The organism is Herbaspirillum hiltneri N3, from assembly GCF_001267925.1.
Lineage (GTDB): Bacteria > Pseudomonadota > Gammaproteobacteria > Burkholderiales > Burkholderiaceae_D > Herbaspirillum > Herbaspirillum hiltneri.
On sequence record NZ_CP011409.1, the window covers coordinates 2,021,163 to 2,044,627 of the forward strand.

Annotated in this window: 21 protein-coding genes and 1 pseudogene; 8 read left to right on the top strand and 14 right to left on the bottom strand. The window is 61.3% G+C overall.

Going from position 1 to position 23,465, the window contains the following annotated elements:
* Positions 1-13: 13 nt before the first annotated feature.
* A complete protein-coding gene (locus tag F506_RS23485; protein WP_167552701.1) occupies positions 14-169 on the bottom strand; it encodes a hypothetical protein in 156 nt (51 codons plus the stop codon).
* A 331-nt stretch (positions 170-500) separates the two neighbouring features.
* Here F506_RS23485 and F506_RS23080 point away from each other — a divergent pair.
* A pseudogene (locus tag F506_RS23080) lies at positions 501-905 on the top strand (indolepyruvate ferredoxin oxidoreductase family protein); the annotation flags it as partial.
* 272 nt (positions 906-1,177) lie between these two features.
* Positions 1,178-2,158 carry an SDR family NAD(P)-dependent oxidoreductase gene (locus F506_RS09100; RefSeq protein WP_053196785.1) on the top strand — a complete coding sequence of 327 codons (981 nt, stop codon included), beginning with the start codon at positions 1,178-1,180 and terminating at the stop codon, positions 2,156-2,158.
* A gap of 70 nt (positions 2,159-2,228) precedes the next feature.
* On the opposite strand, the gene F506_RS09105 is transcribed toward F506_RS09100, so the two are convergent.
* The 7 genes from F506_RS09105 to argH all read right to left on the bottom strand — a co-directional run bounded on the left by F506_RS09105 (position 2,229) and on the right by argH (position 10,280).
* Positions 2,229-3,725 carry a cryptochrome/photolyase family protein gene (locus F506_RS09105; protein ID WP_053196787.1) on the bottom strand — a complete coding sequence of 499 codons (1,497 nt, stop codon included), beginning with the start codon at positions 3,723-3,725 and terminating at the stop codon, positions 2,229-2,231.
* Positions 3,726-3,831: 106 nt separating this feature from the next.
* On the bottom strand, positions 3,832-4,566 hold the full coding sequence (locus F506_RS09110; RefSeq protein WP_053196789.1) for an ABC transporter ATP-binding protein: 735 nt from the start codon (positions 4,564-4,566) through the stop codon (positions 3,832-3,834).
* Positions 4,563-5,324: an ABC transporter ATP-binding protein gene (locus tag F506_RS09115; RefSeq protein ID WP_053196790.1), complete on the bottom strand. Its 762-nt coding sequence runs from the start codon at positions 5,322-5,324 to the stop codon at positions 4,563-4,565. The genes F506_RS09110 and F506_RS09115 overlap by 4 nt, the downstream gene beginning before the upstream one ends.
* Entirely contained in the window at positions 5,324-6,214 is an 891-nt protein-coding gene (locus F506_RS09120; RefSeq protein ID WP_053196792.1) for a branched-chain amino acid ABC transporter permease, read from the bottom strand. The genes F506_RS09115 and F506_RS09120 overlap by 1 nt, the downstream gene beginning before the upstream one ends.
* Positions 6,215-6,218: 4 nt before the next feature.
* Positions 6,219-7,100: a branched-chain amino acid ABC transporter permease gene (locus tag F506_RS09125; protein ID WP_053196794.1), complete on the bottom strand. Its 882-nt coding sequence runs from the start codon at positions 7,098-7,100 to the stop codon at positions 6,219-6,221.
* A gap of 217 nt (positions 7,101-7,317) precedes the next feature.
* Positions 7,318-8,484, bottom strand: a complete 1,167-nt coding sequence (locus tag F506_RS09130) for an ABC transporter substrate-binding protein (RefSeq protein ID WP_053196796.1) — start codon at positions 8,482-8,484, stop codon at positions 7,318-7,320.
* A 404-nt stretch (positions 8,485-8,888) separates the two neighbouring features.
* Entirely contained in the window at positions 8,889-10,280 is a 1,392-nt protein-coding gene (argH, locus tag F506_RS09135) for an argininosuccinate lyase (RefSeq protein ID WP_053196798.1), read from the bottom strand.
* A 237-nt stretch (positions 10,281-10,517) separates the two neighbouring features.
* On the opposite strand from argH, the gene F506_RS09140 reads away from it, so the two are divergent.
* On the top strand, positions 10,518-11,345 hold the full coding sequence (locus F506_RS09140) for an HDOD domain-containing protein (RefSeq protein WP_053196800.1): 828 nt from the start codon (positions 10,518-10,520) through the stop codon (positions 11,343-11,345).
* Between the two features lie 116 nt (positions 11,346-11,461).
* Here the strand turns inward: F506_RS09140 and F506_RS09145 are convergent, their stop codons facing one another.
* The 4 genes from F506_RS09145 to ppc all read right to left on the bottom strand — a co-directional run bounded on the left by F506_RS09145 (position 11,462) and on the right by ppc (position 17,120).
* Positions 11,462-11,941, bottom strand: a complete 480-nt coding sequence (locus F506_RS09145) for a GNAT family N-acetyltransferase (protein WP_053196803.1) — start codon at positions 11,939-11,941, stop codon at positions 11,462-11,464.
* A gap of 198 nt (positions 11,942-12,139) precedes the next feature.
* Positions 12,140-13,063: a dienelactone hydrolase family protein gene (locus F506_RS09150; RefSeq protein WP_053201415.1), complete on the bottom strand. Its 924-nt coding sequence runs from the start codon at positions 13,061-13,063 to the stop codon at positions 12,140-12,142.
* A gap of 49 nt (positions 13,064-13,112) precedes the next feature.
* Positions 13,113-14,045, bottom strand: coding sequence for a DMT family transporter (locus F506_RS09155; RefSeq protein ID WP_053196804.1), 933 nt, complete (start codon positions 14,043-14,045; stop codon positions 13,113-13,115).
* A 162-nt stretch (positions 14,046-14,207) separates the two neighbouring features.
* A complete protein-coding gene (ppc, locus tag F506_RS09160; RefSeq protein WP_053201417.1) occupies positions 14,208-17,120 on the bottom strand; it encodes a phosphoenolpyruvate carboxylase in 2,913 nt (970 codons plus the stop codon).
* Between the two features lie 164 nt (positions 17,121-17,284).
* On the opposite strand from ppc, the gene hemC reads away from it, so the two are divergent.
* The 4 genes from hemC to F506_RS09180 all read left to right on the top strand — a co-directional run bounded on the left by hemC (position 17,285) and on the right by F506_RS09180 (position 21,501).
* Positions 17,285-18,244, top strand: coding sequence for a hydroxymethylbilane synthase (gene hemC / locus F506_RS09165; RefSeq protein WP_053196806.1), 960 nt, complete (start codon positions 17,285-17,287; stop codon positions 18,242-18,244).
* A gap of 64 nt (positions 18,245-18,308) precedes the next feature.
* The gene (locus tag F506_RS09170) at positions 18,309-19,091 is read left to right on the top strand and encodes a uroporphyrinogen-III synthase (RefSeq protein WP_053196808.1); all 783 of its coding nucleotides are present in this window, start codon (positions 18,309-18,311) and stop codon (positions 19,089-19,091) included.
* Positions 19,088-20,257, top strand: a complete 1,170-nt coding sequence (locus tag F506_RS09175; RefSeq protein WP_053196810.1) for a uroporphyrinogen-III C-methyltransferase — start codon at positions 19,088-19,090, stop codon at positions 20,255-20,257. The genes F506_RS09170 and F506_RS09175 overlap by 4 nt, the downstream gene beginning before the upstream one ends.
* Before the next feature lie 44 nt (positions 20,258-20,301).
* Positions 20,302-21,501, top strand: a complete 1,200-nt coding sequence (locus tag F506_RS09180) for a heme biosynthesis protein HemY (protein WP_053196812.1) — start codon at positions 20,302-20,304, stop codon at positions 21,499-21,501.
* Here the strand turns inward: F506_RS09180 and F506_RS23395 are convergent.
* A complete protein-coding gene (locus tag F506_RS23395) occupies positions 21,498-21,668 on the bottom strand; it encodes a hypothetical protein (RefSeq protein WP_158443123.1) in 171 nt (56 codons plus the stop codon). The two genes, F506_RS09180 and F506_RS23395, sit on opposite strands and share 4 nt — an antisense overlap.
* Between F506_RS23395 and ppa the strand changes: the two genes are divergently transcribed.
* Positions 21,667-22,206, top strand: coding sequence for an inorganic diphosphatase (ppa, locus tag F506_RS09185; protein ID WP_053196814.1), 540 nt, complete (start codon positions 21,667-21,669; stop codon positions 22,204-22,206). The genes F506_RS23395 and ppa overlap by 2 nt on opposite strands.
* A 66-nt stretch (positions 22,207-22,272) precedes the next feature.
* On the opposite strand, the gene F506_RS09190 is transcribed toward ppa, so the two are convergent.
* The gene (locus F506_RS09190; RefSeq protein WP_053196816.1) at positions 22,273-23,421 is read right to left on the bottom strand and encodes a GNAT family N-acetyltransferase; all 1,149 of its coding nucleotides are present in this window, start codon (positions 23,419-23,421) and stop codon (positions 22,273-22,275) included.
* Positions 23,422-23,465 lie beyond the last annotated feature (44 nt).

Here is a 23,465-nt window from a genome sequence, read left to right on the forward strand (position 1 = left end):
GAAAGTCCCGGTCTTAAACCCGGTCCATGCCCGCGGTCACGATGAAGGACACCAGCGCGGCCGTGATCGACCAGACGGCCAGGCGATATTGCGGGATGAACTTGGTGATGACCGGCAGCAGGAAGTAGAGGACGACGCCGATGAGGATGCAGGTGATGACTCGTTTCATGACTTGATCTTGTTGATGTTGATGAAGATGCCCGCCGGTTCAGCGACGGCGACGTTGAGATCCTATCATTGATTGACGGCAATGGCAGCCCGGGCTTCCCCAAGCGGACAAGCGCAGACAGGTGCGGGCAGGGGCATATTTAAAACTTATACCCCTATCGACAATCCGTATTTCCTTGATCTTGTCTTAAGAGAATAGACTTCAGTCACAGCAGTTTCGGAGGACGGATTGTTGTGAAGGCCGCTACCACGGCCGCTTTGTCTGGCAGTAACGCATCGTACCCGGTGCAGTAACGGCAGGCGATATCTGAATAACCATTTTGGAGACGTACATGGAATACCGTTCGGCAGCCGAGCCTGTTGAATTGTCAGCCCCTGACCGGTCGGGGCGGGCAGTGCAAAAGGTAGCAACCACAGCAGAAAATTCAGCAGCAACTTCAGCATCCACTCCCGTCTCGGGGGCTGCACCGCTCGCGACGGTCAGTCTCGACGACAAATACACCGCAACTTCGGGTTCGATCTTTTTGTCCGGCATCCAGGCGCTGGTGCGCTTGCCGCTGCTGCAGTATCTGCGCGACCAGAAAGCCGGGCTCAACACCGCGGGCTTCATTTCCGGCTATCGCGGCTCGCCGCTGGGCGGACTCGACGAAGCCCTCTGGAAGGCGCAGCCGCATCTCGACGCGCACAAGATCAGGTTCCAGCCCGGCACCAATGAAGACATGGCGGCCACCGCCGTGAACGTCGGCTCCGGTTGCCGGAAGGCGCCGATGGCAAGCCGCGGAATGGCGCTCTCCAACTGTTTTTCGTCGGCGTGGCGCAGCACCCGGCGGCACATCTGATCCAGTAAATCTTTCATGAAACCAGTGTGGCACGACTTGGAGGTGAGATCAATGAAATGAGCGGATCAGGCAAGAATCTGCGCAGTTTTGGCGAGCGAGCAGGGGGTCGGGAGCGTATCTTGGGCAAGACGGGCGCGGTCATTGCGCACTTAACTTCACGGGAGAAAATCTTGACCATCAAACATTTCGATGCGAAATCGACAACAGACGACGTATTGGGCGATATCGATCTGCGCGGCAAACGCGCCTTCATCACCGGCGTCTCGGCCGGGCTGGGCGTGGAAACGGCGCGCGCCCTCGTGGCGCGCGGCGCCGAAGTGATCGGCACGGTGCGCGATCTCGACAAAGCGCATGGCGCGACGAAAGTCGTGCGCGACGCGGCGGAGCAAAGCGGCGGCCGTTTTGAAATCATCCGGATGGACCTGGCCGATCTGTCATCGGTGCGTGCGGTCACCGATGCGATGGCCGCCGCCGGGAAGCCCTTCGACCTGGTGGTCGCCAACGCCGGCATCATGGCGACGCCGTTTGGGCATACCAAAGACGGCTTCGAACTTCAGTTCGGCACCAACGTGCTTGGCCACTATGTGCTGATCAATCGCCTTGCGCCATTGATGCGGCAGGGCGGACGGGTGATCGTGCTGTCTTCCAACGGCCATCGTTTTGCAGACGTCGATCTTGAGGATCCGAACTTTGCGAACACGCCCTACGATCCCTGGGTTGCCTACGGTCGCTCCAAGACCGGCGACGCCTTGCTGGCGGTTGCGTTCGATGCGCGACACCGCCATCGCGGGGTGCGCGCAGCGAGCATCCATCCCGGCGTGATTCAGACCGAGCTGATTCGCCACATGGAGCCGGAAGCCTTCCAGGCGGCGTTCACGGCGATGAATGAACAGCATCTGGCGCAAGGGCACCAGCCGTTCGAAGTGAAAACCGTCGCACAAGGAGCGGCAACGACCTTATGGGCCGGCATCGTTGCCGATGCGGAGACGATCGGCGGCCGCTATTGCGAGGATTGCCATGTCGGTGAGATCTTGCCGGATGATGCCGTTGTCAGTGCGTTCAGCGCCGGCGTGCGTCCCTTCGCAATCGATGCCGCGCGCGCCGATGCGTTGTGGGCCAAGGCGGGAGAGCTTGTGGGAGAGAAGTTTTAAAAACGTCATCGCGCACCTACGACGGGCAGTGCATTGACGTCACTGGTCCCGGCGCTCGCCGGGACCGGTCCTACTCTTCTTCCCCCAGATCCTTCTTCACCACCGCATACCTTAACAAGGTCCTCTTGCGCGCCTCGGCGTGATCCACCATCGGCTCCGGATAGTCTTTCCCGATCTTCACTCCCGTCGCCTTCAGCAAGTCCGCCGGACACAGCCACGGTGCATGAATATGCTTGTCCGGCAAACCGGCCAGCTGCGGCAAATAGCGCCGGATGAACTTGCCCTCCGCATCAAATTTTTCCGACTGCGTAATCGGATTGAAGATGCGGAAATAAGGCTGCGCATCGCAGCCGGAAGACGACGCCCACTGCCACCCGCCATTGTTGGCCGACAGGTCGAAGTCATTGAGCAGGTCCGCAAAATACTTCTCGCCCCAGCGCCAGTCGATCCCCAGGTCCTTGGTCAGGAAACTGGCCGTCACCATGCGCAGGCGATTGTGCATGTAACCGGTCTGGTTCAGCTGCAGCATGGCGGCGTCGACCAGCGGATAACCGGTGCGACCCTCGCACCACCTGGCAAACATGTCACGCGCGTGCTTGCCGCCTTCCCACTGGATGGCGTCGTAATCCGACTTGAAGGAGCGTTCCGCCACGCGAGGATGATGGAACAGGATCATGAAGTAGAAGTCGCGCCAGACCAACTCGGACAACCACACCGGCGCACCGCGGCGTCCTTCGCCGATGCGCATGGCGTCGACCGCCGCGCGCGCCAGGGTGCGGATCGAGATCGTGCCGAAGCGCAGGTGCACCGACAGATACGATGGTCCTTTGATCGCCGGGAAATCGCGCGTGTCGCCGTACTTGCCCAGGCGCGGCAGGAAGTCTTCCAGCAATTGCGCTGCGCCAGACATGCCTGTCGGGATGCGCAGGTCTTTCAGATTGCTCGGCAGGAAGCCGAGGTCTTCCAGCGTGGGCAAAGCCTTGTGGTATTTCTTCGAAGGCGGTGCGAGTTGCGCGAAATAAGCGTCCACCGGATAAGGTTTGAGGTAGAAGTCGCCGCCGGGACCGGACAGCTTGTTCATCCACGCATTCTTGTACGGCGTGAAGACGGAGAAGGGACGACCGGCCAGCGACAGTACCTCGTCTTTTTCAAAGATGACCTGATCCTTGTAGGTCAGCAATTGGCGACCATCTTTTTCCAATCGATTCTTGACCGTAGCATCGCGCTTGATCGCCTGTGGTTCGTAGTCGTGATTGGTGAAGACGGCATCAACGCCAAGTTCCGCCGCCAGCGCCGGGATGTCTTGTTGCGCCGACGCATGGCGCACGATCAGCGCGCCGCCGGCTGCACGCAAGGCAGCATCAAGCTCGGCAATGCAGGCCATGATGAAGTCAATGCGGCGATCGGCTTGCAAGCCGTCGGCAATCAGCGCATCGAGGATGTCGCGGTCATAGACGAAGACGCAATACACCTGTTTGCTTTGTTTGAGCGCGTAGTACAACGCAGCGTGGTCGCTGATGCGCAGGTCGCGGCGGAACCAGACGAGGGAAGAGTCGAAAGTCGGCATGGAGGATCAGGTGGGAGCAATAACAGGATGGTAAAGCATCTCGCCGGCGCAAACAAAAACAGCGACCGCAAGGCCGCTGTTCTTGATGACCGCAAGCGCGGAGCGATCAGCCGCCCAGATAGGCTTCCACCACTTTAGGGTTATGCAGCAGGTTGGCGCCGGTGTCTTCCAGCACGATCTTGCCGGTTTCGAGCACGTAGCCGCGTTGCGCGATGCGCAAGGCCTGGCGCACGTTCTGTTCGACCAGCAGGACCGTCATGCCGGTCTTGTTGATCTCTTTCACGATGCGGAAAATTTCCTGGATGATCAGCGGCGCGAGACCCATCGACGGCTCGTCCAGCAGCAAGACCTTGGGACGGGCCATCAGCGCGCGGCCGATGGCGAGCATCTGCTGTTCGCCGCCGGAGAGGTTGCCGGCCAGGCCCTTGGCGCGTTGCTTCAGGACCGGGAAGAGCGAATAGACCCACTCCAGGTCGCCGGCCACCGCAGCCTTGTCCTTGCGCGTGTAGGCGCCCAGGGAGAGGTTTTCTTCGATGGTGAGCGTGGTCAGCGTGGCGCGCCCTTCGGCGACTTGTACGACGCCGCTGCCGACGATGCGGTGCGGCGATTGCTGCGTGAGGTCTTCACCGTTGAAGATCACCTTGCCGCGCGTCGCCTTGACGAGGCCGGAGATGGCCAGCAGCGAAGTGCTCTTGCCGGCGCCGTTGGCGCCGACCAGCGCGGTGATTTCGCCTTCGTTCAAGGTCAGGCTGATGCCTTTGACGGCTTCGATGTGGCCGTAGGAAACCGCCAGGTCCTGGACTTGCAGAATAACGTTGGGGGCAGTCTGGGTCGGGCTCATTCTTCTTCCTTGCCGAGGTAAGCCTCGATCACTTCCTGGTTGTTCTTGATCTCATCCGGTGTGCCTTCGGCGATGATCTTGCCGAAGTTGAGCACGGCGATGCGGTCGCACAGGCCCATCACGAAACGCATGTCGTGTTCGATCATGAAGATCGAGAAACCGCGCTGCTTGATGTTGATGATTTCAGCCATGAGCTCGGTCTTTTCCGCCGGATTCATGCCGGCCACCGGTTCGTCCAGCAAAAGCAGCTTGGGCTTGGTCGCCAGCGCGCGGGCGAATTCCAGCTTGCGTTGCTCGCCGTAGGAGAGGCTGTCGGCCAGCATCTCGGCCTTGTGGTCCAGGCGTACCCAGGACAGCAGCTCGAGCGCGCGTTCGCGGGCTTCTTTCTCGATCTTGCGGAACGAGCCGAGGTTCAGCAGCAGGCCGCCGAAACCGTAGTCGAGGTGATCGTGCATGCCGACCACGACGTTTTCGAGCAGCGTCATTTCCTTGAACACGCGGATGTTCTGGAAGGTGCGGGCGATGCCGCGTTCGGTGATCTTGTGGGGGGCGACGTTGCCGATGTCCTGGCCGTCGAACACGATGTTGCCGGAGGAGGCGCGCAACAGGCCGGTGATCAGGTTGAACACGGTGGTCTTGCCGGCGCCGTTGGGGCCGATCAGACCGAAGATGCCGCCTTCCGGCACGTGGAACTGGACGCCTTGCAGGACCTGCAAGCCGCCGAAGTTTTTACTGATCTGGTTGAATTGTAAAAGCATCAGTTCACCTTCTTGCTTGCAGAATTGTTACCGTTACGGCGTTGCATAAATGCGCGGATGCGGCGCGGATCCCAGATGCCCTTCGGCAGATACAGCACGACGAGGATCAGGATCAGGCCGTTGGCGGCCAGGCGGAAGTCCTTGAAATGGCGCAGCACTTCCGGCAGCAGCGACAGGATGGTCGAGCCGATCATCGGGCCGATCAGGTTGCTGGTGCCGCCGAACACGGCCATGGTCAGGATGTCCACGGCGTTTTCGAAACCGTAGTTGTTGGGGCCGATCGTGAAGGTGTAGTGTGCATTCAACGCGCCGGCGATACCGGCGATTGCTGCACCGATGACGAAGGCCAGCAGCTTGTAGCCGGCCACGTTGACGCCCATCAGGCGGGCCGCGACTTCGTCTTCCTTGATCGCTTCAAATGCGCGGCCGATCTTGGAGCGGCGTACGCGGGCGAGGAAATACACGGTCACGCCCAGCAGCAGCACGATGTGCCACCACTCGGTGACCGGCGGAACGCCGTTCAGACCCATCGGGCCGCCGGTGATTTCCATGTTCAGCACCACCACGCGCACCACTTCGCCGAAGCCCAGCGTCGCCATCGCGAGGTAGACGCCGGACAGGCGCAGCGTCGGGATGCCGATCACCAGCGCCACCAGCGCCGGCAGGATGCCGCCGGCCGCGAGCGCGACCGGGAAGGGCAGGCCTGCCTGCATGGTAATCAGGGAGGCGACGTAAGCGCCGATCCCCATGAACGCTGCGTTGGCCAGCGACAGCAGGCCGCACGACAGCGTGACGTAGATTGACAGGGCCAGCATGGCGTTGACGCCGACGCTGAAGATGACGGTGTTGTACGTCGCCCAGAATCCATCCCACCATTCCATCATAGTCATGGGATTAAGCCTTTCTTTCCAGCACTTTGCCGAACATGCCTGAAGGCTTGACCAACAAAATCAAAAACAGCAGACCGAACGCCACCGCATCGCGGAAGTCGCTCGAGATATATGCCACCGTGAGCACCTCGGCAAAGCCGAGGAAGAGGCCGCCGATCATGGCGCCGCGGATGTCTCCCATGCCGCCCAGGATAATGACGGCGATGCCCTTGTGCAGCATCGGCTGGCCCATGAACGGCGAGATCGCGTTGAACGACAGGCCGACCAGCACGCCGGCAGCGCCGCCGAGGGCCGCGGCTGCGAACGACGTCAGGTAGAACAGGCCTTCGACATTGATGCCCAGCAGGTAAGCCGCTTTCGGCGACTCGGCAATGGCGCGCAGCGCGCGGCCCAGTTGCGTGCGGCGCATCACGGCCAGCAGCACGATCATCAGCACGAAGGCGATGACGACGATGCCGACCTGCACGGCAGTGACGTGCAGGTTGCCGATGGTGACGCTGTCCTCAGGAATGGTGCCGACCGGGAAGCGCTTGTTCTCGGCGCCGAACAGGCCTTGCGCCAGATTGGTCAGCATGATCGCCACGCCGATGGTGGCGATCATGGGAATCAGGTGGGGGGCATTGCGTTTGCGCAGCGGTTTCAATACCAGCACGTCGACGATCAGGCCGATCAGTCCGGTGGCGACCATCGCGGCGAGCATGGCCAGCCACAGCGGCAGCGCCATTTTCTCGACCAGCAGGAGGGCGGCATAGCTGCCCAGCATGAAGATCGCGCCATGCGACAGGTTGATGACGCCGAGCACGCCGAACACCAGCGTGAAGCCCAGCGCAAAGAGCGCATAGACGCTGCCCAGCGAAAGGGCGTTGATAAGTTGTTGTTCTAACATAGGGCCTGCAAGTCGAGAAAAGAGTGATGAGGTCGCCGCGTCTCATCTGCCGTTTGAGTGAACGTGCAGGTTGGCGATGTACCCTCGTTACATCAGAAAAGCGGCTTTTGATGAGCCTGTTCTTTTTCGCGATCAGTGAGCTGGGGCAAGCGATGCAACAAAAAGACTCCGGTAAGAAATACCGGAGTCTTTGTGAGCGTCGCGGTTCGACCGAAGATTACTTCAGCAGAACGAACTTGCCGCCTTTGGCGATATTGACGATCGCTTCCTGCTGCGCGTCGAAACCGACTTGCTTGCCGGCTACCGGCGGAGCCGGGCGGAAGGCGAACTTGCCGGTCGCGCCGTCGATCTTCACTGCAGGCAGGGCTGCGCGCAGGGCGTCGCGGTCCTTGTCCAGAGCGCCGGACAGCTTGACGTTCTTGAGCGCTTCGACCACGACATACAGCGCGTCGTAGGCTTGTGCTGCGAACTGGTCAGGGTCGGTGCCGAACTTGGCCTTGTACGCGGCGATGAACGCCTTGTTGGCCGGAGTCAGGTTTTCCGCCGACCATGGGCTGCCCATCAGCGTGTTGTCGCCGGCGTCCTTGGCGATTTCAAACAGCTTCGGCGAGTTCAGGCCATTGCCGCCGATGAACGGTTGCTTCATGCCCAGCGTGCGGGTTTGCAGGATGATGTTGGCCGCTTCTTCAGCCAGGCAGGAGCAGACGATGGCGTCGGGATTGCCGGCCTTGATCTTGGTCAGCTGCGCCTTGAAGTCGACGTCGCCCTTGGCGTACGCTTCAGTCGTGGTGACCGGGATCTTTTGCTGTTCCAGCGTGGCCTTGAAAACGTCGTAGCCGGACTTGGTGAATGCGTCGTCGTTACCGTAAATCACGGCAACCTTCTTGATGCCGAAATGCTTGACGGCAGCCTTGACGGTCACTGGCAGCACGTCGGCTTCCATGACGGAGTTGCGGAAGGTGAACGGGCCCATGGCAGTGATGCCGTCGGCGGTGTTGCTGGTGCCGAAGGCGACGACCTTGGAGGCGTTGGCGATCGGGTCAGCAGCGAATGCCGAGTTGGACAAGGTCGGGCCGAAGACCATCAGCACCTTGTCCTGGAAAATCAGTTTTTTGAAGACGTTGATGGCTTCTTCTTTCTTGCCTTGCTCGTCTTCCGGGATCAGAACCAGTTTGTTGCCGTTGACGCCGCCCTTGGCGTTGACTTCATCAGTGGCCAGGGTGAAGCCGTTCTTGATGGCGACGCCGTACTTGGCGGCAGGGCCGGTCAGCGCAGCGGCGAGACCGAGCTTGACGTCGGCGGCCAGTGCGGCATTTGCCATGGTCACGCCGATCATCAGCGCAGGCAAGGTCTTTAAAGCAGTTTTAAGCATGTTGAATCGCATCGAGTTCTCTCCTTAGTTAGATATTCTTATAGAGGATGACGCGAAATATGAGCCGGGGGTACCGGCGCAGGAAGTCTTTGGTGGGACCTCCCTATTTGCTCCATCCTCTTTAGACCGTCGTGCGGTCTTTGGGATACAACCGGTCAAGAATACCGTAAACCGGTTTAAACACACTGCTGCACTGCAACCTGATAAGCCGCCTTGCAACCGTCTGCTGACTCCGCCGAAGCGGAGGTGACACTGATGACAGATTTGATGCGGCTCCATCCGAAGACGGAGCGGTCCTGCTGATTACCTCGCACTGCTACTTTTGGTACAGACTCAGTACAGCGGCATCCGGGGCGCGTTGGCAGTTCGGATGCCGCTGGTATTTCTTTATTGCTTTATTTCTTGCGTTGCATTCTTTACAGCGATTTGCGCAGCTCCGCAATCGCCTGGCGCACCTGATTCGGGGCGGTGCCGCCGATGTGGTCGCGGGCGGCAACGGAGCCTTCCAGCGTCAGGACGGCGAAGATGTCGTTCTCGATCAATGGCGAATATGCACGCAGTTCGTCCAGCGTCAGGTCCGACAGGTCGCAGTTGCGGTCGACGCAGGTGCGCACCGCGTGGGCGACGGCTTCGTGGGCGTCGCGGAACGGCAGGCCCTTCTTGACCAGATAGTCGGCCAGGTCGGTGGCGGTGGCGTAACCCTGCAGCGCTGCGGCGCGCATGGCGTCCGGCTTGACGGTGATGCCGCGCGCCATGTCTGCGAAAATGCGCAGCGTATCGGTCAGCGTGTCGACGGTGTCGAACAGCGGTTCCTTGTCTTCCTGGTTGTCCTTGTTGTAGGCCAGCGGCTGGCCTTTCATCAGGGTCAGCAGCGCGATCAGGTGACCGTTGACGCGACCGGTCTTGCCGCGCGCCAGTTCAGGGACGTCGGGGTTTTTCTTTTGCGGCATGATCGACGAACCGGTGCAGAAGCGGTCGGCGATATCGATGAAGCCGACGCGCGGGCTCATCCAGATCACCAGCTCTTCGGACATGCGCGAGATGTGGGTCATGACCATGGCGGCGGCGGCGCAGAATTCGATGGCGAAGTCGCGATCGGAAACGGCGTCCAGCGAATTGCGGCAGACGTCGTCGAAGCCCAGCGTCTTGGCCACGCGCAGGCGGTCGATCGGGAAGGTCGTGCCGGCCAGTGCGGCAGCGCCCAGCGGCAGGCGGTTGACGCGCTTGCGGGCGTCGGCCATGCGCTCGGCGTCGCGGCCGAACATTTCGACGTAGGCAAGCACGTGATGGCCGAAGGTGATCGGCTGCGCCACTTGCATGTGGGTGAAGCCGGGCAGGATGGTGTCGGCATGCTGTTCGGCCAGATCCACCAGCGCGGCGCGCAGGTCGCGCAGCAGGCCGCTGATGTCGTCGATGGCGGCGCGCATGTACAGGCGGATGTCGGTGGCGACCTGGTCGTTGCGCGAGCGGCCGGTATGCAGGCGTTTGCCGGCGTCGCCGACCAGTTCGGTCAGGCGTTTTTCGATGTTCAGGTGGACGTCTTCGAGGTCGAGCAGCCATTCAAACTGGCCGCCGTCGATTTCACCCTTGATTTGCGCCATGCCGCGCTGGATGTCGGCGTAGTCTTGCGCGCTGATGATTTGCTGGTGCGCCAGCATTTCGGCATGGGCAAGCGAGCCCTGGATGTCGAATTGCGCCAGGCGATTGTCGAAAAAGACAGAGGCGGTGTATCGTTTCACCAGATCGGAAACGGGTTCGGAAAAGCGAGCCGACCAGGCTTCGCCTTTTTTCGATAATTGTGCTGTCATAGTGGGGGTCCCGAAGAATACGCGATTATAGCAAGTCGATGACATTTGAGCCACGCCGCAGCCGTTTTCGGGCGGAGTCAATAGGGAATTTTCTGCGTGGTATGGATGCCGATTGCGGAGGAGGATGGCACAAAAACCATTGCACACTTGCCAAATCTTTAAGATACTCAAAACGCTGTTTTGTAAATCCAAACTATTCGAATTTGCCGTATTTGGACTCGTCCGGGGAGAGGTCTCATGAATCTTGAAGCACTGTTTCAGCAGCAAGCGGCGTTACCCAGCATTCCCAAAGTGGTGCAGGAAGTCATCGAGAGCTTTAATAACGACAACGTCTCGATCGAGGACATCGCCAAAAAACTCAGCGCCGACCAGGTGCTGAGCGCCAAGCTGCTGCGCCTGGCAAATTCGTCCTACTATCACGTCTCGCGCAGCATCGGCACCGTCGATGACGCCGTACTGATGCTGGGGTTCATGACCGTGCGCACGCTGGTCGTCAGCACCGGCCTCACGGGCAGCTTCAAGTCCATGTCCGGCGTGGATCTCAAGTTGTTCTGGCGCTACAGTTTGCACACCGCAATCGTCGCCAAATGGCTGGCGAAGAAGCAGGGTCTCAATTCGGACCTCGCGTTCACGGTCGGCCTGATGCACGCCATCGGCCAGCTCGTCATGCATGCCGCCATGCCCGAGCAGACCCGCCAGGTCGACAAGATCGCCAGCACCATTGACGCACGCCGCCTGGATGTCGAGCACACCTCGTTCGGTTACGACTTCGCCGACGTCGGTGCGGAACTGGCCAAGCGCTGGCGCTTCCCGGAAGAATTCTCGGCGACCATCGCTGCGTTCCCGAATCCGCTGGAAGCCGAACCGTTCAACAAGATCGCCGCCGTGATCCATATCGCCGCCTGGCGTGCTCGCGCGGAAGAGAACGAATATTCCCGCGAGGAAATGGAATCGACCTTCCCCGACGATGTGGCTGCCAAGCTCGGTGTGAAGTCGGGTGTGCTGCTCGACGATCTGCCGCCGCTGGCCGAGTTGGGGGCGGGGATGGAGGAATTGATTTCCTGAGAACTTCCGGGGAAACGACCGGAACGCATCTCACGCCTGCTGATGATGAAATGAGTTCGTGGGATTACGGCCGGCATTGCCGGCCGTAATTTTTGCGCGATCCGTATCTCGTGCTTCTACAATTCCCTGACCATCGTGATTTCGCTGGCGGCGAATCCGGCTTTTCGATAGAGCGCCTGCGCTGCGGTGTTGTGCGCGAATACATTCAGGCTCACGCTGCCGAGACCGCGCAGCCGGGCTTCTTCCAGCAGCAACTCCAATGCCGCGCCGGCAAAACCGCGCCGGCGATATGCCGCATCGATCGTCAGGTCATAAAGAAAGGCCGAGGTCAGGCCGTCTTCCGTCACTTCTCCAAACCAGATCTCACCCACGCTGGCGCCGCTGTCTTCCTCTTGCAGCAGCATCAGGTAGTGTCCCGGGGTGGCCAGTCCCAGCGGCAACAATGCCTGCACATTGCCGCGCGCCTGCAGCTGGCTGGTCGCCAGCGACGGCAGGCCGCTCAGGCGGCATTGCTCGACATAGTCGGCTGACGAGGTGTCGACAAAGTGTTCAAAATCGCTGCTTGTCATGGGAATCATCTTGAGTCGGTGCGGCATAGACGTCCTTCCGGGAGTGCTGGCTTATCTTCTGGATAATCTCGTCAATAATAGTTGTTCTTGTTGTTCGTGACGACATTGACACCATTGACACCATTGGCCGCAGCGAATTCCGGGCAGATTGATCATCCGTCATGGGACGAAAAAAAGCGGATGAAGCCTAGGCTTCATCCGCTTTTTTCATGGCTGGCGCAGCGTTCAGTCCAGCTTGTCCTTCAGGAATTTCAGCATCTCGCGATAGGCCTCGGCGCGCGCATCGGCGTTGCCGCCGCTGGTGACGCCGGCGCCCGGTTTGCCGACGCCGGGGATGTCCATGCGCACGTGCATCGGCATGCCTGGCGCGTCGAAGTCATGGTAGGTATCGGGATAGAGACGCAGCGTGATCGGCGTGTCACTGTCCTGCATTTTCTTTTCCAGCGATTCGCAGGCTTCCGGTGGCGTCCAGTCGTCGTTTTCACCCATCAGGATCAGCATCGGTGCGGCCGGCTTGTAAGGCGTGCGGTTTTTCGAAAAGGCCGTACAGGTCGGATAAAACGCCACGGCGGCCTTGGGCTGCACCTTGCGTACGGCGACATCGGTTTGCGCCAGGTTCAGCGCCGACAGGATGGTGGTGGCGCCATGCGACCAGCCGACCATGCCGACGCGGGCATAGTCGACATCGTCCTGCGTGGCCAGCCAGCGCAGTGCGACCTGCACGTCAAGACGGCGGTTGGCGCTGCTGGCCTCACGCTGCTGCAGGCTTTCCTGGCAGATCGAGCGGCGGCCGCGCGGTGTGAAACTGTCGGGGAACAAGACGTTATAACCGGCATCGGTCAGCGCGCGCGCCATGGCGATATGGCGTGGCGTGAATTCGATCTTTTCCTTGTTGACGCTGCTGTAGAGACCGCCGCAACCGTGCAGGGCGATGATGGTGGCTTTCTTTTCGGACTTGCCTTTGCCCTTGAACCAGAAGCCGAACAATGCAGTCGCCTTGCCGCCCGGCGTATCGACGCTGGTCAGCGTGACGCGTTCGGTGCGCAATGGCGGCAGCTGCTTGACCGTTTCCTTCGGCGCGGCGGCAACAACGTGTCCGCACAGCCCTGCGAGGCAGAGCGACGCGATGGTTTTACCCCAGGTACCCATGAACTTCCCCTTGTTGTGTTGGCAACCCCTGGCGCCGACCTGCATGAGATCAGCTTGCCGGGGATTTGCCGTCAATCTTTTGTTTTGAGCCTGCTTGCGCGGGCATCAACACCAGCAGCAGCGCCATCCCGATCAGTGCGCCGCCGGCGGCATACGCCCACGATAATTGTTCCTGCAAGAACAGCCACCCCCACAAGACCCCGAACAACGGGATCAGGAACGTGACGGTCAATGACTTAACAGGACCTATATCGGCAATTAATCGGAAAAATAAAATGTAAGCCAGCGCAGAGCATACAAATCCCAAAATCAATAAAGCAAACCACGTACCAATGCCGGCACGCAGCGGAGCGGCCGGGCCGTCCTCCAGGATTGTCATGACGGCAAAAAATGGCAGCAGCAGCGCGACGGCACCCAACTGGCTGCCAAATGCCACCAGTTTGCTGTCCAGGCCGCCGCGATCCGTGATCCAGCGCTTGGTCAGGAAACCGGCCAGGCCGTAACAGCTGGTCGCCAGCAGGCACGCCAGCGCACCTGAAACAGTCGCCGGGTCAAAAGCCACCGGTCCGGTCCTTGTCAGGACTGCAACGCCGGCCAGGCCTAGCATCACGCCGCCCACCTTGCGCGGTGTCAGCCTATCGCCGAAAAATAATGCCCCGATGACCACGCCCATCAAGGGAGTCGTCGCATTGAGGATGGCCGAGTAACCGGCCGGCAATACCTTGGCGGCCACGCTGAAGAGCACGAACGGCAAGCCCGAATTGATGGCACCGAGCAACATTGTGGCGCGTAGCTTGCCCTGAAAGCGCCATTTTACGCCCAAGACGGCCAGCAACAGCAGCAAACCGGCCGCACCGAACAGCACCCGAAAGAAAGCGGTATTGAGCGCACCCATTTCCGGCACAGCGAGGCGCATGAACAGGAAACTGGCGCCCCAGATGGCGGCCAGTGCTAGCAGGCGGAGCAGATCGGCTGGTTTCATGACACTTCCTGACGCAATGCGGAGCGCTCATCTTGACCAGCCGATGATGCCGCCGCACTCCAAAACTTGCTATCGTGATTTTCCTGATGCCGGCCACCGCTCCCCACTCCCCGCACCCGTATCGGGCGTCAGGGAGCGGGCGGAGCAGGCAGAGCAGGGCTGTCAGCCCGTATTGCGCAGGCCGGCGGCGATGCCGTTGATGGTCAGGTGGATGCCGCGCTGCACGCGTTCCTCGACCTTCTTGCCGGATGCTGCGGTGGAGCGGTGGCGCTTGATCAACTCGACCTGCAAGTGGTTCAGCGGGTCGAGATAGGCGAAGCGGTTCTTGATCGAACGCGCGAGCAAAGGATTGCCGGCCAGGCGATCCTTGTTGCCGGTGATCGAGCCGAGCAACTGGCTGGTGCGATCGTGCTCGCCCACGATGCGGCCAAAGATCGCGTTGCGCAGCTTGCGGTCGGCGACCAGTCCGGCATAGCGCGACGCCACGGCCAGGTCGGTCTTGGACAGCACCATGTCCATGTTCGACAGCAGCGCGGCGAAGAACGGCCATTCCTTGTACATCGCGCGCAGCGTCGCCAGTTTTTTTGCGCTCTCCTTGCTGCCGCCTTCCTGCAGCCATTCCGACACCGCGCTGCCGAAGCCGTACCAGCCCGGGAACAGCAGGCGGCACTGGCCCCACGAGAAGCCCCATGGAATCGCGCGCAGGTCTTCAATGCGGCGTGTCGACTTGCGCGAAGCGGGGCGCGAGCCGATGTTGAGCTCGGCGATTTCGGCGATCGGCGTGGCGGCGAAGAAGTAGTCGGTGAAGCCCGGGGTCTCGTAGACCAGATTGCGATACGCCTGGTAAGCGCGATCCGAGAGGTCGCCCATGACGCGTTCGAACTCGGCCAGTTTGCGGGTCTCTTTGGCGTCGGTGGTTTCCGGCATCAGGCTCGCTTCCAGCGTTGCGGCGACCAGCAGCTCCAGATTGCGACGGCCGATTTCCGGATTGGAGAACTTGGAGGCGATGATTTCGCCTTGTTCGGTCAGGCGGATCTGGCCGTTGACCGTGCCCGGCGGTTGCGCCAGGATGGCCTGGTAGCTCGGGCCGCCGCCGCGGCCGACGGTGCCGCCGCGGCCGTGGAACAGGCGCAGCTTGACGCCGGCGCGGTTGAACAATTCCACCAGGCGGTTTTCCGACTTGTACAGCTCCCAGTTCGAGGTCAGGAAGCCGCCGTCCTTGTTGGAGTCCGAATAGCCCAGCATCACTTCCTGCAGCTTGCCTTGCCTGTCGATCAGCGGCGTCACCTGCGGGAATGACAGCCATTGCTCCATGATGTCGGCGGCGCAGCGCAAGTCGGGGATGGTTTCAAACAGCGGGATCACCATCAGTTCGAGTTCGACCAGCTTGGACGGATCCTTGGCGTCGGCGTGCAGCAGGCCGGTTTCCTTTTGCAGCAGCAAGACTTCCAACAGGTCGGACGCAGTTTCGGTGTGCGAGATGATGTAGTTGCGGATCGCGCGCGCGCCGTAGCGCTGGCGGATTTCGCGGGCCGTGCGCAGGATGGTCAGCTCGGAATTGGTTTCGTCCGAATACGTCAGGTAGGGCGAATAAAGCAGGCGCGGCTTAGCCAATTCAGCCAGCAGCAGGACGATTTTCTTTTCTTCGCTCAGGCCGGCGTAGGACGGCTCGACCTGCGCGCTGGCGAACAGTTCGCCCAGCACGCGCTCGTGCACGTCGGAGCTTTGGCGCATGTCCAGCGTGGCGAGGTGGAAGCCGAAGATTTCAATCGAACGCTTCAGCACCGCCAGACGCGGCTTGACCAGTGCGCCGCCATGATTGGCGTTGAGCGAGTCGACCAGCACCTGCAGTTCGGCGATGCATTCTTCCGGGCCGGCGTAATGCGCGGCGGCGCCGACTTCCTGGCGCAGGATGTTGACCACGCCGAGATGGCGGGCCGTCGCGGCCAGGCGCGCATACACGCCGATCAGCGCGCGGCGGTACGGCTCGTCGGCGCGATGGTTGGAGTTGTCGGGCGATGCGTCGGCCAGCGCCAGCAGTTCGGCGCTGGCGTCGACCATCAATGTCGAGATCGACAGTTCGGCGCCGAGCGCGTGAACTTCATCGAGATAGAAATCGAAGATTGTGGTCGACTGGCGTTGCAGCGCGCGCTGCATGGTGCCGGCATTGACGTTGGGGTTGCCGTCGCGGTCGCCGCCGATCCAGCTGCCCATCTGCACGAACGGCGGCAGTTCCGCCGGTGTGGTGCGCGCACTAGTTTTGGTACGCAAGCGCGACGGGAACTGCGCGTGGATTTCTTCCTCGATGTCGTCGTACAGCGCAGGCAATTCACGCAGGAAGGTGATGCGGTAATAGGACAGGGCGTTTTCGATTTCGTCGGCGACCGTCAGCTTGGTGTAGCGCAGCATGCGGGTTTGCCACAGCGTGGCGATGCGTGCGCGCAGCAGCTCGGTGTTGTCGCGCAATTCCTTCGGCGTCAGCGGCTGGTCGCGCAGCGCCAGCAGGCGGGCGATTTCGCGCTCGGCGTCGAGGATGCTCTTGCGCTGCACTTCGGTCGGATGCGCAGTCAGCACCGGCGAGATCAGCGACTCCGACAGGAAGTTGCGCACGGTGTTGCCCGACACGCCGGCATTGTCCAGGCGCGACAGCGCGTAAGCGACGCTGCCCGGTTGCGGTGCCGAGCCGGCCAGCAGGTGGGCGCGACGGCGGCGGTTGTGGTGCTGGTCTTCGGCGATGTTGGCCAGGTGCGAGAAATACGAGAACGCGCGCACCACCGAGTTGGTCTGGTCGCGGGTCAGTTTCTTGAGCAGCTTGTCGAGTTCGGCGCCGGCCTTGGCGTCGGATTCGCGACGGAAGCGCACGGCCGTCTGGCGGATGGTTTCGACCACTTCGAAGACGGTGTCGCCTTCCTGGTGGCGCAGCACTTCGCCGAGCAGGCGGCCCAGCAGACGGATGTCTTCCTTGAGCGGCGCGTCTTTGTCGGCGCCGGTTTTGGCGGTACGTTTTTCAGCAGGTTTATCGGAACGGACAGGGGCAGAACGAGCAGGGGTTTGGGTTTTTGGTTTAGTTGCCATGATCAACAATTGCTACGGTTTTCAGAGGAGAAAGTCGGGCGTGCTGGTCGAACTGTCAGTGATGCTGCGTGCTAGAATCTGCTCACTTGTTTGCCTCACTTTTTTTATATTTTTATGCGCCGGGCATCTTCACAGATGACTCGGCGACTACCGGAAGAGCCGTCTTGAAAGAATTTCCTCCCTCCAGTCTGGTCATCGCTTCGCGCGAAAGCCGTCTCGCCATGTGGCAAGCCGAGCATGTGCGCGACCGGTTGGCTGCATTATATCCGCAGTGCAGCATAAGTATCCTCGGAATGACCACGCGCGGCGACCAGATCCTCGATCGCACCTTGTCCAAGGTGGGTGGCAAGGGGCTGTTCGTGAAGGAGCTGGAAGTCGCCATGGCCGAGGGGCGCGCCGATTTCGCGGTGCATTCGCTCAAGGACGTGCCGATGGAGCTGCCGGAAGGATTTGTGCTGGGCGCCATTCTGGAGCGGGAAGATCCGCGCGATGCGTTTGTCTCCAACGATTACGCGGGACTCGACGAGTTGCCTGCGGGCGCAGTGGTCGGCACCAGCAGCCTGCGCCGCCAGGCCCTGATCGCGGCGCGCTATCCGCACCTGGTCATCAAGCCTTTGCGCGGCAATCTCGATACGCGCCTGGGCAAGCTGGACCGCGGCGATTATGCCGCCATCATTCTTGCCGTCGCCGGCCTGAAACGCCTTGGTCTGGAGTCGCGCATCCGTTCCGCCATCGCACCGGAACAAAGCTTGCCGGCTCCAGGGCAGGGTGCCATGGCCATCGAAATCCTGGCCGAACGCACCGACTTGCAACGCGTGCTGGCGCCGATCAACCATCTCGCAACGGATCGCGCAGTGACGGCGGAGCGTACGCTGTCGCGCACCTTCGGCGGCAGTTGCCAGATTCCGCTGGCGGCCTTCGCCACCATCGAAGGCGATCGCATGCACATGCGCGCCCTAGTGGCGACGCCGGACGGCAAGCAAGTCGCCGCAGCCGAAGCCGACGGTCCGGCCGAAGCCCCGGCCGCGCTCGGAAAACAGATTGCCGACTTGCTGCAGGCGCAGGGCGCTGCAGCGATCCTGGCGGCATGCAAGGCTGACGCTGACGGTGATGCGGCTGAATGATTCAGCATCGATTGTTTCAGCGTCAATCATCCATCCGTCTTCACTCTGAACTGAAGGGGACGCCGTGAAGGAACGCGCTTCCAGGCCGGTAGTCATCACGCGCCCCTTGGCGCAAGCCGGTGCGTTCGCCACGCAAGTCACGGCGATCGGTCGCCTGCCGGTGATTTTCCCCTTGCTGGAAATTGCACCCGTGGCCGACAGCACCGAACTGCAACGCGTGCTGTCCATGCTGGAGCACTATGCGCTGGTGGTGTTTGTCAGCCCCAACGCCATCGATGCCGCGTTCCAGTTCATTCCGTCATGGCCGCAAGCCGTGGCCATCGGCATTGTGGGCGAAGGCAGCCGGCTGGCTCTGCAGCGCCACGGCGTCGACGCGTCACATGCCTCCATCTACGCGCCGCGCAACAGCGAGCGCATGGATTCCGAAGAATTGTTCAAATCGCTCGACCTCGATGCGCTGCGCGGCAAACGTGTGCTGATCGTGCGCGGTCAGGCCGGGAGGGATTTCTTGACCGACATGCTGCGCGCCGGGCAGGTCGAGGTTGATCACGTGACCGCCTATCAGCGGCGGCTGCCGCAAATCGACGCTGAAAAGGCCGCGCATCTGCGCAGCCTGATCGACGCCGGCAGCGAATGGGTGGTTACCAGTTCCGAGGTCTTGCGCAACCTACGGCAAATCACGGCCGACATGCTGGGACAGGACTGTGTGGTAAAACTACAACGCAACGAAATCATCGTTTCGCACCAGCGGATCGCTGAAACAGCGCAATCGCTGGGTTTCTCCCTTGTGACCATGACCGGATCAGGGGACGAACGCCTGATTGCCGCGTTACAATCCCCAGCATGAACGAACTGCAATCCTCCCCCGACCAGAACCAGCCGGACGCGAAAGCGGATCCCGGACTGCAGGCGAGCATGGTGCTCCCTTCCTTTACACCTTCGGACAATGGCGTGCTGAAAAAGCGCCTGCGGCTGCTGACCCTGCTGGTGGCGATCCTCGCCATCGTGCTGGTCGTGCAGTGGTGGATGTCGCATAGCGAAATCCGCGGCCTGCGCGAAGAAGTCGCACGCCGCCTGCAAACCGGCGACGTCGCCAATACCGAAGTCAAGGGCGTGCTCAAGACCGTCCAGGAAAGCACCAAGGAATTGCAAGCCAAGGTCAGCGTGCTCGACAGCAAGCAGGCCGAGTCGCAAAGCCAGCAACTGGCGCTTGAGCAGCTCTACCAGGATCTTTCCAAGAACCGCGACGACTGGGCCCTGTCGGAAATCGAAGAGGTCCTCTCGACGGCCAGCCAGCAGCTGGAACTGGCGGGCAACGTGCAGGGTGCGCTGATCGCCTTGCAGAACGCCGACAAGAGCCTGTCGCGCTCCGACAAGCCGCAGTTCATCGCCATCCGCCGCGCCATCGCGCGCGACCAGGATCGCCTGAAAGCCTTGCCGACGGTCGACGTCCCCGGCATCGCCGTGCGCCTCGACAGCATCATCGGCCAGATTGACGGCATGCCTTTGCTGTCGGACGAGAAGCCGGTGGTGTCGGTGACCGAACCGAAGAAGCAAGCGGCGCGCGCCGCTCCCAAAGCCGCCGCCAAGGTGAACGGCAAGGAACAGCCCGCTGCGGCGCCTGCGAGCGACTGGCTGGCCGATGCGCAAGAAAAGTGGCAAAGCTTCAGCGCCGAGATGTGGACCGAACTGAAGCAGCTGGTGCGCATCCGCAGCGTCGATACGCCGGACGCCTTGCTGCTGTCGCCGACCCAGGCTTACTATGCCCGTGAAAACCTCAAGCTGCGTCTGCTCAATGCACGCCTGGCGCTGCTGTCGCGCAACGAGTTTGCGTTCCGCAACGATCTCAGCGCGGCACAAGACACCATCGCCAAGTACTTCGATACCCGCGCCAAGCAAGTGCAAACCACGCAGGCGCTGTTGAAGCAAGTCCAGGGCAGCAACCTGTCGATCCAGATGCCGACGCTCAGCGAAAGCATCAACGCGGTGCGCAATTACAAAGGCCGTCGCTGAAGCCGTTGCATTAAACGACAACGACGACAACGACAGAACTTTATATGCGAATTCTCCTCTGGCTCCTGACCCTGTTTGCTTCCGCCATCGGCCTGGCGGTACTGGCGCGCTTCAATCCCGGCAACGTCGTGCTGTTCTATCCGCCGTACCGCGTCGATTTGTCGCTCAACTTTTTCCTGGCTGCGGTGGTGGTGCTGTTCATCGCACTGTATGTGCTGATCCGTGCGGTGCGCCTGACCCAGAAGCTGCCCGGCCGCGTGATCGCCTATCGCCGTCAAAAGCGTGAAAACGACGGCAACAAGGCCTTGCGCGACTCGCTCAAGGCGTTCTTCGAAGGCCGTTTCGGCCACGCTGAAAAAGCCGCCACGCGCGCCGCCGAACTGCCCGACAACGCGGGCATCGCTGCGCTGGTCGGCGCGCGTGCGGCACATCGCATGCGCCAGACCGACCGCCGCGACATTTGGCTGGCCAGCACCGACGGCGATAACAGCCTCAAGGCCGCACGCCTGATGACGACGCTGGAATTGCTGGTCGACGACCACCAGTTCAAGGCCGCGCTCGACACCGTCGACGAGCTCAACGCCAACGGCACGCGCCACATCCAGGCGCTGCAATGGGCGCTCAAGGCCAATCAGCAAGCCAAGAACTGGCCGGAAGTGCTGCGTCTGGTGCAAACGCTGGACAAGCGCAATGCGCTGCATCCGGCCTTGTCCAATCGCCTGCGCGAAATGGCTTACGACGCTTTGCTGTCGGACCGTGCGCATGACGCCGAATCGATCCGCCGCCTGTGGGCCGAGGTGCCCAACGCTGATCGCCTGAAGCCCTATATCGCTGCGCGCGCCGCCCAGGCCTTCAGCAGCCGTGGCCTGCACGACGAAGCGCGCACCTTGCTGGAACGCGCCTTGGCCGCCGACTGGGATGATCGCTTGATCCGCGCCTACCGCGATTCGACGGCGGAAGCCGGTTCGCCTGCGCTGCTGGCACAGATCGAACGCTGCGAGGCCTGGCTGGCGAAACGTCCGACCGATGCCGAACTGGCGCTGACGCTGGGTATGTTCTGCCTGCGCCAGAAGCTGTGGGGCAAGGCCCAGCGCCATCTGGAGCAAGCCTTGTCCGATGCGATCGAGCCGCGCACCGTGCGCGAATCGCATCTGAGCCTTGGCCAGCTGCATGATGCGCTCGACCAGCACGAACAGGCCGCGGCGCATTACAAGCAATGCGCGCTGGCGACGGCGATTCGTTAGTTTTTGCAGGTTCGAAAATAGCCGCCGGGTCGCTGCAAGGCCCCGGCGGCTTTTTTATTGCCTGTTTTCAAGAGCATGCGGATTCGGCGCAGATTGAGGTTGACGGCCTGAATGCCGTTATAATTCCGGGTTTCCCATCCCATCATTTCTTTACGAGAAAGCACCATGAGCCTGAATAACGTCCCGTCCGGCCGCGACCTGCCCAACGACTTCAATGTGATCATCGAGATCCCGATGAACGCCGATCCGATCAAGTATGAAGTGGACAAGGATAGCGGCGCCATTTTCGTCGACCGTTTCATGGGTACCGCGATGCACTATCCGTGCAACTACGGCTACATCCCGCAAACTCTCTCGGAAGACGGCGATCCGGTCGACGTGCTGGTGATCACGCCGTTCCCGCTGTTCCCAGGCGTGGTGGTGCGTTGCCGTCCCATCGGCGTGCTCAAGATGACCGATGAGTCGGGCGTTGACGCCAAGCTGCTGGCCGTGCCGGTCGACAAGGTCCTGCCAATCTACACGCACTGGCAAAAGCCGGAAGACATGAACGAACTGCGCCTGAAGCAGATCCAGCATTTCTTCGAGCACTACAAGGACCTGGAAAAGGGCAAATGGGTCAAGATCGACGGCTGGGAAGGTCCTGAATCGGCCAAGGCGGAAATCCTGGCCGGCGTCGAAGCCTACCAGAAGCAGCAAGCCAAATAATCAGGCAATCCTTGCATTGCAGAAAAAAGCGCACCTGCGGGTGCGCTTTTTTTGTCCCTGCCGGAATTAACCCGCGCGGAACGGGTTGCGCTCGTTGAGTTCGCTCAGGTAATCGTCGATGCCGCCGCCTTCCCGTTCAAGGAAACGCTCCACCGCATCGGCAAACGAAGGATGCGCGAGCCAGTGCGCCGACCAGGTTTTTTGCGGCAGGAAACCGCGCGCCATCTTGTGCTCGCCCTGGGCGCCGCCTTCAAACCAGGCGATCCGGTTGTCGATGCAGAATTCCAGCGGCTGGTAGTAAGCCGTTTCAAAATGCAGGCAAGGCACCTCTTCCAGGGCTCCCCAGTAACGGCCGTACAGCGCGTCGTCGTCGTACACCACCAGCGACGAAGCGATGGCTTTGCCGTCGCGACGGGCGATCGTCAGCAGCAGGTGTTGCGGCATCTCGGCGGCAATGCGCAGGAAAAAGTCGAGGTTCAGGTAAGGCGTCGAATGATGCGCCGCGTAAGTGTGGCGATAGCAGCGGTGGAAGAAACGCCAGTCGCCTTCGCCGGCTTCATGGCCGCGCAGATGGCGGAACGTCACGCCCGCTTCGCCCACCTTGCGGCGCTCGGCCAGGATGTTCTTGCGCTTCTTGCGTTCCAGCGTCGCCAGGAACTCGGCGAAGTCGCGGTAGCCTTCGTTGTGCCAATGGAACTGTACGCCGCTGCGTAGCATGAAGCCAGCCTCGGCCAGCGTCTGCGCTTGCGCCGCGGGAGGGTAGAGCACGTGGGTGGACGAGGTCTGCGCAGCTTCCTGGAGTTCCTGCAAGGCTTGCACCAGCGCCTGGCGCGCGGCGCCGTCAACCGCGAGAAGACGGCCGCCGCTGACCGGCGTGAACGGAATCGCCGACAGCAGCTTGGGGTAATAGGGCAAGCCGTGACGCTCGTAGGCTTCGGCCCAGGCCCAGTCGAAGACGTATTCGCCGTAGGAGTGATATTTCAGGTAGAGCGGCAGGGCCGCCTTCAAGGTATCGCCTTGCCACAGCGTCAGGTATTGCGGCTCCCAGCCGGTGTCCCTGGCGGCGGAGCCGCTTTCGTGCAGCGCATGCAGGAAAGCGTAGGACAAAAAAGGCGTCGCGTCGGCCTGGGCGGCAAGCAGCGCATCCCATGCCGGCCGGCCAACTTCTGCCAGAGAAGAAATGATTCGCGTGCGATAATGAGCCTCTGCGTTCACTGCGTGCAGCTCCCTGGCACAGGTGTTCCGTCCTTACTCTTCGT

What these genes read in the sequence shown, in the direction of transcription:
- F506_RS23485 (WP_167552701.1), bottom strand. Translation starts at nt 169, where the DNA reads ATGAAACGAGTCATCACCTGCATCCTCATCGGCGTCGTCCTCTACTTC.
- F506_RS09105 (WP_053196787.1), bottom strand. Translation starts at nt 3,725, where the DNA reads ATGCCGACTTTCGACTCTTCCCTCGTCTGGTTCCGCCGCGACCTGCGC.
- F506_RS09110 (WP_053196789.1), bottom strand. Translation starts at nt 4,566, where the DNA reads ATGAGCCCGACCCAGACTGCCCCCAACGTTATTCTGCAAGTCCAGGAC.
- F506_RS09115 (WP_053196790.1), bottom strand. Translation starts at nt 5,324, where the DNA reads ATGCTTTTACAATTCAACCAGATCAGTAAAAACTTCGGCGGCTTGCAG.
- F506_RS09120 (WP_053196792.1), bottom strand. Translation starts at nt 6,214, where the DNA reads ATGACTATGATGGAATGGTGGGATGGATTCTGGGCGACGTACAACACC.
- F506_RS09125 (WP_053196794.1), bottom strand. Translation starts at nt 7,100, where the DNA reads ATGTTAGAACAACAACTTATCAACGCCCTTTCGCTGGGCAGCGTCTAT.
- F506_RS09130 (WP_053196796.1), bottom strand. Translation starts at nt 8,484, where the DNA reads ATGCGATTCAACATGCTTAAAACTGCTTTAAAGACCTTGCCTGCGCTG.
- argH (WP_053196798.1), bottom strand. Translation starts at nt 10,280, where the DNA reads ATGACAGCACAATTATCGAAAAAAGGCGAAGCCTGGTCGGCTCGCTTT.
- F506_RS09140 (WP_053196800.1), top strand. Translation starts at nt 10,518, where the DNA reads ATGAATCTTGAAGCACTGTTTCAGCAGCAAGCGGCGTTACCCAGCATT.
- F506_RS09145 (WP_053196803.1), bottom strand. Translation starts at nt 11,941, where the DNA reads ATGCCGCACCGACTCAAGATGATTCCCATGACAAGCAGCGATTTTGAA.
- F506_RS09150 (WP_053201415.1), bottom strand. Translation starts at nt 13,063, where the DNA reads ATGGGTACCTGGGGTAAAACCATCGCGTCGCTCTGCCTCGCAGGGCTG.
- F506_RS09155 (WP_053196804.1), bottom strand. Translation starts at nt 14,045, where the DNA reads ATGAAACCAGCCGATCTGCTCCGCCTGCTAGCACTGGCCGCCATCTGG.
- ppc (WP_053201417.1), bottom strand. Translation starts at nt 17,120, where the DNA reads ATGGCAACTAAACCAAAAACCCAAACCCCTGCTCGTTCTGCCCCTGTC.
- F506_RS09175 (WP_053196810.1), top strand. Translation starts at nt 19,088, where the DNA reads ATGAACGAACTGCAATCCTCCCCCGACCAGAACCAGCCGGACGCGAAA.
- F506_RS09180 (WP_053196812.1), top strand. Translation starts at nt 20,302, where the DNA reads ATGCGAATTCTCCTCTGGCTCCTGACCCTGTTTGCTTCCGCCATCGGC.
- ppa (WP_053196814.1), top strand. Translation starts at nt 21,667, where the DNA reads ATGAGCCTGAATAACGTCCCGTCCGGCCGCGACCTGCCCAACGACTTC.
- F506_RS23395 (WP_158443123.1), bottom strand. Translation starts at nt 21,668, where the DNA reads ATGGTGCTTTCTCGTAAAGAAATGATGGGATGGGAAACCCGGAATTAT.